This is a genomic window from Pseudoalteromonas sp. SG41-1, assembly GCF_014164575.1.
Lineage (GTDB): Bacteria > Pseudomonadota > Gammaproteobacteria > Enterobacterales > Alteromonadaceae > Pseudoalteromonas > Pseudoalteromonas rhizosphaerae.
The window spans coordinates 1-15,057 of the sequence record NZ_JACJFL010000071.1 but is presented as its reverse complement, the minus strand read 5'-3'; the positions used below and the strand labels follow the sequence as shown (position 1 = coordinate 15,057).

The following is a 15,057-nucleotide window of genomic DNA, read 5'->3' as shown; positions in this document are numbered from 1 at the left end:
AAGAAGTAACAACGATGAGAGTAAGTGCCTGTGAAACGCCCAACGGGTTGGTTTAAAAGCGATTTATACTGCGTTATTGATTTTAACAATAGAACCACTATTACTTGCAATCAATGCCTTGCCTAAATCGCTTTTAACTCCAACGACGCTCGCATCTTGAGGTGGTTTGGGTATAATGACTGCAGTTAACGTTATCATATGAGTACCCCATGGCGAAGAAAAAAGGCAAGCCTGCTGAAATTGAAGAAGAAATTATCTATATATCAAAAAGTGAGCTAAAGCGCGAAGCGCAAGAGTTTCATCAGTTAGGTGCTGAAATTGCCAAAATGGGGAAAAAACAGCGCGAGCGCTTACCCTTAAATGACGATTTAAAAGCGGCAATGGTTGTTGCAGACAAAATCAGTAACAAAAGTGATGCATATCGTCGTCACTTAAATTACATCGCAAAAACTTTACGTACCGTTGAGAATATCGAAGAGATCAACGCTATTATCGACATTATGCTGAATAAAAATAATCAAGCCGAAGTGATGATTAAAAAGATTGAGCAATTACGCGATGATTTAATTGCCCAAGGTGATGATTTAGTCAATCAAACCATTGAGCAATACCCGAGTATTGATCGTCAAAAGTTACGTCAATTGGTGCGTAATGCGGCAAAAGAAGTAAAAATTGAAAAGCCAGCTAAAGGCTATAAAGAGCTATTTCAGTACCTTAAAGAAAGCATCATGCGATAAGCTACATGTAATGTAGTAATAAATTGCCTATATTCAGTCTGGGTATAAACACCCGCTATTTATAGGCAGTTACCGTTTAGTAAGCAGTAGAGCCTCCCTCGCAGCAAATTAAAACACCGTAGGCGTTAAGCTTGCTGACGCACAAACACCACGCCACATTTAAAATGCGGTGGCAAGCCACTCGCCTACAAGTAATAAATTACACATCAAAGTAAAATTTAACACTGAGATAAACCTTAACACCGAAGGCGTTGAGCTTGCTGACGCACCAACACCACTCCACATTTAAAACGCGGTGGCAAGCCACTCGCCTACAAGTAATTAATTACACGCCAGAGTAAAATTTAACACCGTAGGCTTAAGCTTGCTGACGCAAAAACACCACTCCACATTTTAAAACGCGGTGGCAAGCCACTCGCCTACAAGTAATTAATTAAGCATCAAAGTAAAATTTAACACCGTAGGCGTTGAGCTTGCTGACGCACAAATACCACGCCACATTTAAAAACGCGGTGGCAAGCCACTCGCCTACAGGTAATTAATTAAACATCAAAGTAAATTTAACACCAAGATAAACCTTAACACCGTAGGCGTTGAGCTTGCTGACGCACCAACACCACTCCACATTTCAAAACGCGGTGGCAAGCCACTCGCCTACAGGTAATTAATTAAACATCAAAGTAAATTTAAAACTTTAACACCCGTAGGCGTTAAGCTTGCTGACGCAAACACAATATGCGCGAGTTTGCCTCGCTCAGCTCTTAGCATTTAACCAACTATTCCTAGCGGTTTGGCACTTTGCCACGCCCCGCGGGTAAAATCTGGAATATCAATTGACGCACTACGATTACTAACTGATTGTGCTGACAGCGGTGATATAACAGACCAAGCAGCGCCGTCGTAAACATCTTGATCAAGCGCCTCGCCATTGCGTAAACAATAAATCATCCGCCAAAACATTAAGAAGTCCATGCCGCCATGGCCGCCGTTACGCTCTGCCTCTTCGCCCATTTTAGTCCACAGTGGGTGGTCGTATTTTTTATACCAATCAGCCATTTCATAATCCCACTCATGGAAGCTCTTCGAACCACCATCTTCCAGCGCAATACGATTTGGAAAACCAGCAAACACACCGTTAGTGCCTTGAATTAAATTATGGCGCGAGTACGGGCGTGGCGTAGTGGTATCATGTTGAACCATAATACTGCGCCCTTTTACTGTTTTGATAAGCGTGGTATTCATATCGCCAGCAATATAATTAAGCTGATTACGTTGATGATCGGCTGGAAATTCTTTCTTTGCATAGGCGCTACGGCCCAGTGCAGGTGAACTCATCGAGGTTAAAAAATCAAACCGATCGCCGCGATTAATATTCATATATTGTGACACAGGGCCTAAACCGTGCGTTGGATACAAATTACCGTTTCGTTTTGCATGCCAAGCGGTACGCCAAGAACCAGTTTTATGCTCCACTTCTTTCATTTGCCAACGTAATTCATGAATATACGCCGCCTCACCATGTAGCAGCTCACCAAACACGCCTTGGCGAACCATATTCAATACCATTAACTCATCACGACCATAGTTGACATTTTCCATCATCATACAGTTCTTTTGCGTGCGCTCAGCGGTATCAACTAGTTGCCACATTTCTTCAACCGTCAATGCTAATGGCACTTCAACAAAAGCATGCTTGCCACTATTCATGGTATCGATTGCCATCGGTGCATGCCACGACCATGGCGTAGAAATAATCACAATATCAATATCATCGCGATTAAGCATTGCTTGATAGGCATTATCGGCGCCAGTATAAAGTGCAGGCTTAGCCAACCCTTTGTCAGTGAGGTAGTTAGCTGAACGCTGTAATACTTCGTCATGGGTATCACATATTGCTTTAATTTCTGTACCAGCAATATGACTCATACGCTTTACGTGGCCAAAACCACGCTGCCCTAAGCCTATAAACCCAACCCGTACTACATCCATTTTTGGCGCGACAAGGCCAATTACAGAGCGCCCTTGCGCTGGGGGAGTAATAACGCCACTTTGAGTACCCGTGGCACATCCTGAAATCACACTAGCCGCTGCCGTAGCACTCGCGGCTTTTAAAAAATCTCGACGATTAAACTGCTTCATTATTATTATCCTAGAACTAATCTAGTTTTAACTTACCTAAAACAGCTTGGGAGGTAAAGCAGATGGGGATGGATAGCATAGGAAAAGAAGGAGTTAGAATTAACCTTAACCCTTGGTATTTAACCAATCTCAATCGACGATGTAGGAAATGGCTTTAGCCATGAATTTTATAAGCCGCGCCTACGCTTTAAAACATAGGTACTAGGTTATAGACTCTAGGCCCTAGTAACTTCCCTAGTACCTTTATCTTCCTAGCACCTTTAACCTTTATCACACATCTCTTAAAATAGCTTTAAGCGTGGTTTTTTTTGCGAGAATATCACGATATAAAGCAAACTGATTTTGCGCACGTTCTAAGTTATGGTTAGCATGCTTGATTGAAAAATAATGATCACCGTCAATGTAATCAGTTAAAAAACGTAGGCCAATCATAAAGGTCATTACTTTGGTGCCTAACCAAAAGCTTTGTTTTTCTTGTTCGGTAATCAAGTCTTTCAAAGGCTCTACATAACCTTTGACTACCGCTGCAAAAATCTCTTCACGCACACATACATTAGCTAAATCCGTTGAATCTTCTTGTTCAGGAGAGCAAAAAGTACGCACCATATCACCAAAATCATACAACCAATAACCAGGCATACAGGTGTCTAAATCAATCACTGCTTTGGCATCATTTGATGTATTACAAAACAGCATATTATTAATTTTAGTATCATTATGACATGGTCGAACCGGTACAATGCCCGTCAATGCTTTAAGCTCATCAATTAAGCCAAATTGCGCGAAACAAAAATCAACGTCAGCTTGGCAGCTGGCTAAGCGCTGCTGTGGATCTTTTGCAATCACAGCTTTGAGCTTTTCAGCGCGCATCGCTAAATTATGAAAATCAGGAATAACATGATGTAGTTGCTTGGCATCAAAATCTTCTAAAGCAACAGCAAATTGACCAAATGCATTGGCTGCAGTTTGCGCTTGTGAAGTATTTAAAACTACATCTTCACTATAACTGCCGCCAATAAATTCGAGTGCGCGCCAAACACCGTTATCACAATCAACTAAATAGTTATTTTCAACTGTAGGAACATGGCGGATGATTGCTAAATCATACTCGCCTAATTGACGTTTTTTAGTTAAATGACGTTCAATTAAACGAGCATTTTTAACTAACATATCTGGTTCAGGAAAAACCTCGGTATTTAGTTTTTGCACTACTAATGATTTTTTTGGTGCAGTTAATAGCATAGTGCTATTTATGTGACCACTACCAATTGGCTTCATGCTGATTTTTTCACTACCAAGACCAAAACTCTCAGACAAGTAAACCGCAATGGAATTTGACTTCATACTTACTTCGCTATTGTTGTGCCCTGGAAAAGGCAAGATCGGGGCTAGTTCATCCGTGACGTAATTCATATAATTTACCTGTAACATCCTGTAATTCTGATTTATAAGTCACTCCATACCACGACTCTTTTGCGGTATATATGGTAACTATTTGTTGATTAGATGTGATCGCTTGTTGAACTTGATCGGGTAAATAATACTCCATTCTGACACCGTTGTCATACTTTTGCAGAAACTCGTCAAAGCCTGCTTCTAGGCGGTCAAAAAATGTTGGCGTAATTGCCCAAAAACTCATTGATGCCAACGCATCCACGGCAATTTTCTCACGGAGCCCCTGCGGATTGTCACCCATTATTTGACCGTTCTCGTGCTGAATATTTAAATACTCAACAACATCAATTAATTGGTTATTTTTAACTTGGCATACGCCTCTATTCACCCCTCCTTGATCTGACAAAGTATCAATAATTGGGTAACCCACCATAGCCCAACTAGTCAGGTTTTTAAAATGTTCAGCGAGTAATAAAAATGACGACGCGCCATAATAATCATCGGCTGTGATGACGATCGCGGGGTTATGAACATGATCTTTAGCGCATAATAAAGCATGCCCGGTGCCCCAAGGCTTACTTCGCTGTTGTGCTAGTAATTGGAATTGCTCTGGCACTAAATCAATGTGTTGTTCAACCAACACAACATCAATCCCCGTTGGTAAGCGCGGTAAAATCACTTGCTCAATCTCGCTGCGCACAGCCTGATTGATCACTAATACAACCTGAGTTACTCCTGCGGCAACAGCATCAGCAATACTCAACTCCATAATGGTACAACCCAACCCAGCAATCTCAGCGATTTGTTTATTGCCACCAAAGCGAGTACCCAAGCCACCCGCGAGGACGACTAAACTTAGATGATGTTTTTTCATTTTTAATCAGCTTTAACGTTTAATAAAGCTGAGTTTACCAGTTTCAACCGCCAGATCTAGCTATCGGAGCTAGGTTTTAGGGGATAGATTCTAGCCTAGCACCTAGTCACTTCCCTAGCATCCAGTACCTTTTTTAACCTTTCGCGGTGGCAAGCCACTCGCCTACAAGTAATTAATTAAACATCAAAGTAAACTTTAACACCGTAGGCGTTAAGCTTGCTGACGCATAAACACCACATCACATTTTGAAACGCGGTGGCAAGCCACTCGCCTACAGGTAATTAATTAAACATCAAAGTAAAATTTAACACCGTAGGCGTTGAGCTTGCTGACGCACAAAGAGAAGACAATGAGGGTAAATGCCATGGGCTTCGAGCAACGCGCTCCTAGTCACTTCCCTAGCACCTAGCCCCTTTCTCTTTAACCTTTTACTCCCCCTCAAAACAAAAACGGCGGCCTAAGCCACCGTTTAATAATCAAACTAATAAAAACTAATTACCAAATTTTTACGCGATCAGCTGGTTTGATATACATTTTGTCGCCTTCTTTAACGTCAAATGCTTGATAAAACTCAGGCATATTCGACAAGATACCGATCACGCGGTAATGGCTTGGTGAATGCGGATCTGTCATTAGGCGGTTACGTAGCTCTTCGTCACGGTATTTACGACGCCAAATTTGCGACCAGCCCATAAAGAAGCGCTGATCACCGGTATAACCATCAATCACTGGCGCTTTATCGCCACCTAGCGATAACTGATAAGCAGTGAAAGCAACCGTTAGGCCACCTAAATCGCCAATATTCTCACCTAAGGTCAATTGACCATTAACGCTGGCATCTGCAAATGGTTGATACTCGTTATACTGTGCAACTAACTGACCAGTGCGCTCTTCAAACTGTTTAAGGTCTGACTCGCTCCACCAATCACGTAAATTACCATCACCATCATACTTAGCACCTTGGTCATCAAAACCATGACCTAACTCGTGACCAATTACCGCACCAATTGCACCGTAGTTAACCGCATCATCAGCTTCAAGGTTAAAAAATGGTGGTTGTAAAATTGCCGCAGGAAATACAATTTCGTTATTCACCGGGTTATAGTAAGCATTTACTGTTTGTGGTGTCATGTGCCATTCAGAACGATCCACTGGCTTGCCTAGCTTGTCAATCATATCAGCATAAGCCCATTCACTATGGCGAATATAGTTACCAACTAAATCATCCGCATTAATGCTTAACTGTGAATAGTCTTTCCAGTTATCAGGGTAGCCAATTTTTGGGGTAAACTTATCTAGTTTTTCTTTTGCAGCAAGCTTGGTTTCTGGGCTCATCCACTCAAGATTTTCAATTGCAACGCCATAGCCTTTGATCACGTTATCAACTAACTCTTCCATGCGCGCTTTTGCTTCTGGCGGGAAATTGTCTTTAACGTACACTTTTCCTAAAATTTCACCTAACACTTCATTTGATGCATCCACGGCTTGTTTCCAAAGCGGAGTTTGCTCTTTTACGCCGCGCAATGTGGTGCTGTAAAAGTTAAAGTTTAAATCAACCAGATCTTTATCTAATATACCTGCATAGTTACTTACTAAATGAAATTTAAGGTATTGTTGCCACGTTTCAAGATCTGTCGTTTTATAAATATCAGCAAATTTTTCAAAGTAGCTAGGCTGACTGACGATAATATCTTGTACGTTTACACCAGACGCTTTGAAGTATTCAGCAAGGTCAAACTCACCTGTTAGCTGACTTGCATCACTCACGCTCATTTTGTTATAAGACTTTGTAGCATCACGACTTTCAACACGCGTCCACTGTGCATCAGCAATACTGGTTTCAAGTGCAATAATTGCTTTAGCAGCTTCATCGGCTTTTTCTACACCAGCGCGTTTTAGAACGTCAGCAATGTAAACTTGGTATGCGGCACGAATTTTAGTGAACTTTTCGTCATCTTTTAAATAATAATCACGATCCGGTAAGCCAAGGCCTGATTGATACGCATATAATGCATTTTCACTCGAGTTCTTGGCATCATTATTTACATACCAACCAAATGGCACCGCGCCACCTTGAATACGTATTTTCGCCATAAGTGCGACTAAATCAGACTTATTTTTAACACCATCAATAGCAGTTAACGGACCATTTAGCGGTGTTATACCTAATTCATCACGCTTGGCTTCATTCATGTAACTCTTAAAGAACGCACCTAGCTTATATTCATCAGTTCCGGCTTTAGCAGCTGTATTAGCAGCCGCTTGTTCAAGCACTGTTTTCATTGCGGCTTGAGAGTCGTCATACAATTGTGAGAATGAACCGTAATTTGATTTATCGCCAGGGATCTCAGTCGTCGCCAACCATTGACCATTAACGTGATAATAAAAATCATCCTGTGCACGGACCGACTTATCTATATTTGCCAATTCAATACCTGAATTAAGAGCTGTTTTCACTTCACTAACAGCATTGCTTTCTGGCGCTTTAACATCTTGTTGTTCACCACAGCCAACTAGGCCCAGCGCAAGTGCAATACTTGCTGCAGTGAGCGATATTTTTTTCATAGGAATCCCGTAAATCATTATTGTTGATAATACAAACCGTTTAAGCAGCTTAATAATAAGCTGCTCGCTGATCCCATCATAAACCTCATCGGAGCAACAATAAAATCGAATATGTAACAATTCGTATCAAAACTCTAATACGGTTATCTATCACACTGCTTTAGCCGTCATTGATTATCTAAGATTGGATTAAAAAACTTACAAACGTATTAATTTATTATCCGAAGCTCAGGCTGATTATTTAAACCTTACCACTAGCTCGTGCAGCGCCTCCGATACTGTTTTTAATAATGAAATAGCCTCAGCGGTATCTTTTGCATCAGTAAAGCTGTAATTAGCTAACTCTGAAATGCGAAGAATTTGCTGATTCACGTCCTCAGCAACATGTGACTGTTGTTCAACAGCAGTCGCCATTTGGGTCGACATACTCGCAATTTCACCTACAGCTTCAGATACACCTTGAAGCATTTCGCTACTTTGCAGCACTTGATTGAGACCATGCTGGGCATTTTTACCACCTTTTTCTGCAACATCGACAGCTCTTGTAGCCCGTGTTGTTAATTCATTCACTATGTCATAAATATCTTTAGTGGAATCTTGAGTACGTTTAGCTAAATTACGAACTTCATCGGCTACCACTGCGAAGCCACGCCCTTGCTCACCAGCACGCGCAGCTTCAATGGCGGCATTGAGTGCTAATAAATTGGTTTGTTCAGCAATTTGTTCGATTATTTGCGCAGCTTCGGCAATATTTTTGGTTTGCTCAGAAACTCGCTGTACGGATTCGCTGATTTCAAGAACAGTATCGCGGAGCTGTTCAATAGCTTGCTGTGTGGCATTCGCAATTTGACCGCCTTTAATAGTCAATTCGTTTGCAATATCGGCATGTGATGCGGTATCAGTAACATGCTTTGCCACATCAGCAATCGTGGTGGCCATTTGATTCATTGCCGCCGCAGCTTGCATGGTTTCATTTTGCTGTTGCTCAATTTTATCAAGCATGGTCTTGGTTAAGCGTTCACCAATATCTGACTGCTGCGACACTCTTTTTGACTCATTCTCAATCCGTGTGATCACAGCTCCTAAGTGTGCTTGTTGACTTTTAATTGCCACTTTTAAATGACCCAACTCCCCCGTGTCATCAGTGTAACTGCTAACCGCCAGTGAATGAGAAAATGCCCCTGATAACATTTCATAAAGTGCATTAACCATACGTTTTTTGGCTACTAGTCCCCATATTGCATAACCTAAAATAGCAGCAATAAAAAGCAATAATGCCGGACTTTGCCAACCCATAGTAAATAACAACACTGATGCAATAGTGACAATAATCAAAGCGATATTTTCCACCGCAATCGGCAAACTTAGCTGTTTGCTATTCTTTACTATGTTTTTATATAGCGCCTCTGTCCGCTTAACATCAGTTCTGCTAGGACAAGAACGCACCGACTCATAACCCGTGACCTTACCACCCTCAGTCACAGGAGTTATATAAGCATCAACCCAATAAAAATCACCATTTTTACAACGATTTTTAACTAAGCCCATCCAAGACTTCCCAGCTTTTAAATGCTCCCACATAACTTTATAAGCAAGAGAGGGCATATCTGGATGACGAATAATATTGTGGGGCTGACCTATTAATTGCTCTTTAGTAAAACCACTAATGGCTACAAACTCATCATTACAATCAACAATTTGACCTTTTAAGTCTGTTACAGAAATGAGCTTCGAATCATCTGGAAATGTTCTTTCAGTCTTCGTGACAGGAAGGTTCTCGCGCATGCTTATTCCTAAAATTATCCTCGCTTAAAATATAGTCTAAAAAGCACAGCACACCAAATTATCTAAAAAAACAACTCTTTTCGCGGTGGCAAGCCACTCGCCTACAAGCAATTAATTAAACACCAGAGTAAAATTTAACACCGTAGGCGTTAAGCTTGCTGACGCAAAACACCACAACACATTTTAAAACGCGATGGCAGGTCACTCGCCTACAAGTAATTAATTAAACACCAAAGTACAATTTAACACCCGTAGGCGTTAAGCTTGCTGACGCATAAACACCGAAACAATATTGAATATCGCGGTGGCAAACCACCCGCCTACAAGTAATAAATTTAACATCAAAGTACAACTTAACTCCCGTAGGCGTTAAGCTTGCTGACGCACAAACACCGAGCTACATTTTAAAAACGCGGTGGCAAGCCACTCGCCTACAAGTAATTAATTAAATATCAGAGTAAAATTTAACCCCCGTAGGCGTCGAGCTTGCTGACGCAAAACACCACATTTAAAACGCGGTGGCATATTACGAAAGAGTAGATTAGATGTACTGTGATTAGTTTAAATATACACAATTCCAAAATGGATAATCACCCACACTTTTAACCAAGCCAGCCCTGAGCGGGTTTGTAACTATATATCTAGCTTGGTTAAGTAAATCTTCATCAGATCTAAGCTTGTGATCATAAAAGTTAGCTTGCCAAATCTTTCCGCTAGAAAGTAAATAACGGTTCAATTTAATCGTAGTAATACTTTTAAATTGACCAATAACTTTGGATAAATCATCAGTATTTCTAAGCTGAAATAGCCAATGCAAGTGGTCAGGCATTAATGAAAAACAAATTGTCTTAAGGTTTCCCGAATGCGAAAAAAAATGTAACTCCCTCATAATTAAACAGCTACTATCAAAATCACAAAAAAGCTGCATTCTATTTTCAGTACAAATTGTAACTGAGTAATAATGATTAATTATCGAGCATCGCCCTTTAGTCCGCTTACTGGTATCAACCATTACTTTCCCTCAATTAACTACAAGTAAATATAGCAATTAATCGAGATCCCTCCAGTAAAGATTGAGCTTTCTTAATAAACACGGAATTTTAAAACGCGGTGGCAAGCCACTCGCCTATAAGTGATTTAACACCGAGATAAACCTTAACACCGTAGGCGTTGAGCTTGCTGACGCATAAACACCACACCACATTTAAAACGCGGTGGCAAGCCACTCGCCTACAAGTAATTAATTAAACATCAGAGTAAAATTTAACACCGTAGGCGTTAAGCTTGCTGACGCAAAACACCACATTTTGAAACGCGGTGGCAAGCCACTCGCCTACAAGTAATTAATTAGACACCAGAGTAAAATGCAACACCCGTAGGCGTTAAGCTTGCTGACGCACAAACACCACACCACATTTTGAAACGCGGTGGCAAGCCACTCGCCTACAAGTAATAAACTACACATCAAAGTAAACTTTAACACCATAGGCGTTAAGCTTGCTGACGCATAAACACCGAAACAATATTGAATATCGCGGTGGCAAGCCACTCGCCTAGGTAAATTTAAACATCCACTTTTATTTTTTCGATAATCTCTACGTTGGCGGCAGGAAAATTGTAATCGTCTAACTTATCAATCGCGACCCATGCACTTTGCTGACCTTCTGCGCCATGGGCTTGGCCGCTAAAATCAGTAACTAAATGCACGTCGAGTTTTACACATTTATCGCCATAATCATGCTCAATAACCATCAGCTCGCTTGAACTATTAATTGTTAAACCTACTTCTTCTTGAAGCTCGCGCTTTAGTGCTTCGAATACGGTTTCGCCAGCTTCTACTTTGCCGCCCGGAAACTCCCACAAACCACCTTGGTGTTTATCGTCAGGGCGCTTACAGATAAATAGTGTGTTATCTGCTTTGATAACCCCCACCGCTACATGCACAATTTTCTTATTCATCGTAATACCTTAATTAAAACCGCGCGGCATAAAGCCGCGCTTACAAGCAATTAATTAAACACCAGAGTAAAATGCAACACCCGTAGGCGTTAAGCTTGCTGACGCAAAAGCACCGAAACAATATTGAATATCGCGGTGGCAAGCCACTCGCCTACAAGTGATTTAACACCAGAATACAATTTAACACCGCAGGCGTTAAGCTTGCTGACGCACAAAAACCGAAACAATATTGAATATCGCGGTGGCAAGCCACTCGCCTACACGTAATTAAACACCTGAATACAATTTAACACCGCAGGCGTTAAGCTTGCTGACGCACAAAAACCGAAACAATATTGAATATCGCGGTGGCAAGCCACTCGCCTACAAGTGATTAAACACCAGAATACAATTTAACACCGTAGGCGTTAAGCTTGCTGACGCACAAACTCCGATACAATATTGAATATCACGGTGGCAAGCCACTCGCCTGATATTTAACCTTACAAACAAAAAAAGCGACGCAGGCGTCGCTTTTTAATTGTTAATTATAACATTTGGTTATTTTAACTTACCACAACACTGTTTGAACTTTTGACCCGAGCCACACGGGCAAGGTTCGTTGCGGCCAACTTTTGGCTCTGCGCGTGATGTTACGACCGCACCTTTTGGTGCTTCGCCGCCTACGTGCTCAACCTCTTCATGTTGATATTCGCGAGGAGCATTTTCACTTTGGCGGTGTTGCTCTTCAATTTTTTCAACATCTTCTTCAGCACGTACTTGTACTTTACTTAAAATACTAACTACATCAATTTTCAGGTTCTCAAGCATTTCAGAGAACAACTCAAACGACTCACGCTTGTACTCTTGCTTAGGATTCTTTTGCGCGTAGCCACGTAAATGAATACCTTGGCGAAGGTGATCCATCGCAGCAAGGTGATCTTTCCAATGTTGATCCAAGCTTTGTAGCATGATTGCTTTTTCAAACTGACGAAGTACAGAATCGCCAACTTGTTGCTCTTTCTGTTTATAAGCTTGCTCTACTGACTCTTCAATACGCTCACGTAACTTTTCTTCGTAAAGTTTGTTATCGTCAGCTAACCATTGTGTAATCGGTAACTCAATTAAGAAGTCTTGTTTTAAGCGCTCTTCAAGGCCCGGAATATCCCACATTTCAGCTAAACTTTGTGGTGCAATATATTGGTCAATAGTGTTGCCCAATACGTCGCCACGAATAACCGTGATCGTCTCTGAAATATCGCCTTCTTCAAGCAACTCATTACGTTGTGAGTAAACAACACGACGTTGGTCGTTTGCTACATCATCGTATTCTAGCAACTGTTTACGCACATCAAAGTTACGTGCTTCAACTTTACGTTGCGCGTTTTCAATGGCACGGTTAACCCATGGATGCTCAATCGCTTCGCCACGTTGCATACCTAGTTTACGCATCATATTAGTCATACGTTCACCAGCGAAGATACGCATTAATGCGTCATCCATCGATAGATAAAAACGGCTTGAACCGGCGTCACCTTGACGGCCAGAACGACCACGTAACTGGTTATCGATACGGCGTGATTCGTGACGCTCAGTACCAATGATATGTAAACCACCAGCAGCAATTACTGCATCATGGCGAATTTGCCATGCTTCTTTAATCGCTTTAATTTGCTCATCAGTTGGGTTTTCAAGTTTTTCAACTTCGCTATTCCAGTTACCGCCTAACACGATATCAGTACCACGACCGGCCATGTTAGTTGCGATTGTTACTGTGCCTGGTAAACCAGCATCGGCAACGATGTCTGCTTCTTGGGCATGGAATTTAGCATTAAGTACGTTGTGCTTGATTTTTTCTTTACGTAAAAATTGCGATAAATATTCAGAACTTTCGATTGAAATCGTACCTACCAATACTGGCTGGCCGCGCTCTTGGCAATCTTTAATATCGATTAGAATGGCTTCGTATTTTTCTTCTTGCGTTAAGTAAACTAAATCAGCGCGATCTTCACGGATCATCGGCTTATTAGTTGGCATAACAACAGTATCTAGACCATAGATTGACTGAAACTCAAATGCTTCAGTGTCGGCAGTACCGGTCATACCTGCAAGGGTATCGTAAATACGGAAGTAGTTTTGGAATGTAATTGACGCTAACGTTTGGTTTTCGTTTTGAATTTTTACATTTTCTTTTGCTTCAACAGCTTGATGTAAACCTTCAGACCAACGACGCCCTTCCATTGTACGGCCAGTGTGTTCATCAACTATGATTACTTCGTTTTCTTTTACAACGTAATCAATGTCTTTTTGATACAGCTTATGGGCACGTAACGCCGCATAAATATGGCTAAGCAGGGTAATACTCGCAGCAGAATAAAGCGAGTCGCCCTCAGCTATCAAACCACGTTCAATCAGTAATTCTTCAACTTTAATTTGACCACGTTCAGTTAAATGAACTTGCTTGGCTTTTTCATCAATAGTGAAATCACCATCGCCTTCAATACCTTCTTCGTCTTCTTTCTCTTGTAACTCAAGAAGCGGAACTATGGTATTGATTTCAGCATATAACTGCGAGCTATCTTCAGCAGGACCTGAGATGATCAGTGGAGTACGGGCTTCATCAATTAAGATCGAGTCAACTTCATCGACTACCGCATAGTAAAGTGGACGTTGCACGCGTTCGTTAATGCTAAACGCCATATTGTCACGCAGGTAATCAAAACCAAATTCGTTATTGGTACCGTAGGTAATATCAGCGGCGTAGGCTTCTTTTTTCTGTTGCGGCATCATACCCGGTACGTTACAGCCAACAGTTAAACCTAAAAATTCAAATAATGGGCGGTTAGTTTCAGCATCGCGCTTGGCAAGGTAGTCATTCACGGTAATTACGTGAACACCTTTACCCGTTATACCACGTAAGTATGCTGGTAAACTTGCGGTAAGGGTTTTACCCTCACCAGTACGCATTTCTGCGATGCGGCCTTGGTGTAAAACCATACCACCTAGCAACTGCACGTCAAAGTGACGCATACCATTTACACGTTTTGATGCTTCACGTACCACAGCAAATGCTTCTGGTAGAATGTCATCAAGACTTTGTCCGTTATCGTAACGCTCTCTAAACTCTGCTGTTTTGGCTTTTAAATCTTCGTCTGAAAGCGCTTCAAGTTGCGTTTCAAGCGCGTTGATCAGCGCGACCGTCTTTCTTAAATTTTTAATAGTGCGGTCATTGCGACTACCAAAAATCTTGGTAAATAAATTAGATATCATGATAAAACCGTTACAATGTGTTCTTTGCTAGCCGAGTATCAGCTAACCCATTTTTATAATTACTAATTAATAGATTACTCACACGAGCACATATTAATTAGCAATTTCGAGAAACGTTGTGAAATACAGCGTTCAATACGTGCGCTACTATACCAGACTCTGCGAAACATCAAACCATCGCGTAGTTAAGATATCAGTTTTCTGCAAGAAAATTTAAAATAAGCCGTAAACATAACTTTAATTAAGACTATAAAATTATATTAACTATGAAGATATGGAGGTGGATAAAAGAAAATCAAGGGGAGTATAAGAACTTAGGTTCTAGGTTCTAGGTTCTAGGTTCTAGGTTCTAGG

General features: G+C 41.2%; 10 protein-coding genes. 1 reads left to right on the top strand and 9 read right to left on the bottom strand.

Annotated features, from left to right (window positions below; all coding sequences use genetic code 11):
* Nucleotides 1-63: 63 nt before the first annotated feature.
* Nucleotides 64-198 (bottom strand): hypothetical protein, encoded by a 135-nt coding sequence (locus H5203_RS23050; protein WP_259398338.1) that lies wholly within the window; start codon nt 196-198, stop codon nt 64-66.
* An 11-nt stretch (nt 199-209) separates the two neighbouring features.
* On the opposite strand from H5203_RS23050, the gene yjgA reads away from it, so the two are divergent.
* The gene (yjgA, locus tag H5203_RS21450; RefSeq protein ID WP_182732384.1) at nt 210-737 is read left to right on the top strand and encodes a ribosome biogenesis factor YjgA; all 528 of its coding nucleotides are present in this window, start codon (nt 210-212) and stop codon (nt 735-737) included.
* A 768-nt stretch (nt 738-1,505) separates the two neighbouring features.
* Here yjgA and H5203_RS21445 read toward each other — a convergent pair.
* From H5203_RS21445 to secA, 8 genes are all read right to left on the bottom strand, one after another.
* Nucleotides 1,506-2,876, bottom strand: coding sequence for a Gfo/Idh/MocA family protein (locus tag H5203_RS21445; RefSeq protein ID WP_182762695.1), 1,371 nt, complete (start codon nt 2,874-2,876; stop codon nt 1,506-1,508).
* A 270-nt stretch (nt 2,877-3,146) separates the two neighbouring features.
* Nucleotides 3,147-4,220: a phosphotransferase enzyme family protein gene (locus H5203_RS21440; protein ID WP_145237130.1), complete on the bottom strand. Its 1,074-nt coding sequence runs from the start codon at nt 4,218-4,220 to the stop codon at nt 3,147-3,149.
* A 49-nt stretch (nt 4,221-4,269) separates the two neighbouring features.
* Complete coding sequence (locus H5203_RS21435) at nt 4,270-5,145, bottom strand: NTP transferase domain-containing protein (protein ID WP_182735736.1); 876 nt, start codon at nt 5,143-5,145, stop codon at nt 4,270-4,272.
* A 495-nt stretch (nt 5,146-5,640) separates the two neighbouring features.
* Nucleotides 5,641-7,710, bottom strand: a complete 2,070-nt coding sequence (locus H5203_RS21430) for a M13 family metallopeptidase (RefSeq protein WP_182820270.1) — start codon at nt 7,708-7,710, stop codon at nt 5,641-5,643.
* Nucleotides 7,711-7,947: 237 nt separating this feature from the next.
* Nucleotides 7,948-9,495: a PAS domain-containing methyl-accepting chemotaxis protein gene (locus tag H5203_RS21425; protein ID WP_182820269.1), complete on the bottom strand. Its 1,548-nt coding sequence runs from the start codon at nt 9,493-9,495 to the stop codon at nt 7,948-7,950.
* A gap of 556 nt (nt 9,496-10,051) precedes the next feature.
* Complete coding sequence (locus H5203_RS21420; protein WP_182820268.1) at nt 10,052-10,507, bottom strand: REP-associated tyrosine transposase; 456 nt, start codon at nt 10,505-10,507, stop codon at nt 10,052-10,054.
* A gap of 551 nt (nt 10,508-11,058) precedes the next feature.
* Nucleotides 11,059-11,454, bottom strand: a complete 396-nt coding sequence (gene mutT, locus H5203_RS21415; protein ID WP_149980579.1) for an 8-oxo-dGTP diphosphatase MutT — start codon at nt 11,452-11,454, stop codon at nt 11,059-11,061.
* A gap of 540 nt (nt 11,455-11,994) precedes the next feature.
* Complete coding sequence (gene secA, locus H5203_RS21410; RefSeq protein WP_182732376.1) at nt 11,995-14,703, bottom strand: preprotein translocase subunit SecA; 2,709 nt, start codon at nt 14,701-14,703, stop codon at nt 11,995-11,997.
* Nucleotides 14,704-15,057: the final 354 nt, after the last annotated feature.

Excerpts from the sequence above, each read along its gene's own strand:
- H5203_RS21435 (WP_182735736.1), bottom strand. The coding sequence starts at position 5,145 with ATGAAAAAACATCATCTAAGTTTAGTCGTCCTCGCGGGTGGCTTGGGT.
- secA (WP_182732376.1), bottom strand. The coding sequence starts at position 14,703 with ATGATATCTAATTTATTTACCAAGATTTTTGGTAGTCGCAATGACCGC.
- mutT (WP_149980579.1), bottom strand. The coding sequence starts at position 11,454 with ATGAATAAGAAAATTGTGCATGTAGCGGTGGGGGTTATCAAAGCAGAT.
- H5203_RS21420 (WP_182820268.1), bottom strand. The coding sequence starts at position 10,507 with ATGGTTGATACCAGTAAGCGGACTAAAGGGCGATGCTCGATAATTAAT.
- H5203_RS21430 (WP_182820270.1), bottom strand. The coding sequence starts at position 7,710 with ATGAAAAAAATATCGCTCACTGCAGCAAGTATTGCACTTGCGCTGGGC.
- yjgA (WP_182732384.1), top strand. The coding sequence starts at position 210 with ATGGCGAAGAAAAAAGGCAAGCCTGCTGAAATTGAAGAAGAAATTATC.
- H5203_RS21440 (WP_145237130.1), bottom strand. The coding sequence starts at position 4,220 with ATGAAGTCAAATTCCATTGCGGTTTACTTGTCTGAGAGTTTTGGTCTT.
- H5203_RS21425 (WP_182820269.1), bottom strand. The coding sequence starts at position 9,495 with ATGCGCGAGAACCTTCCTGTCACGAAGACTGAAAGAACATTTCCAGAT.
- H5203_RS21445 (WP_182762695.1), bottom strand. The coding sequence starts at position 2,876 with ATGAAGCAGTTTAATCGTCGAGATTTTTTAAAAGCCGCGAGTGCTACG.
- H5203_RS23050 (WP_259398338.1), bottom strand. The coding sequence starts at position 198 with ATGATAACGTTAACTGCAGTCATTATACCCAAACCACCTCAAGATGCG.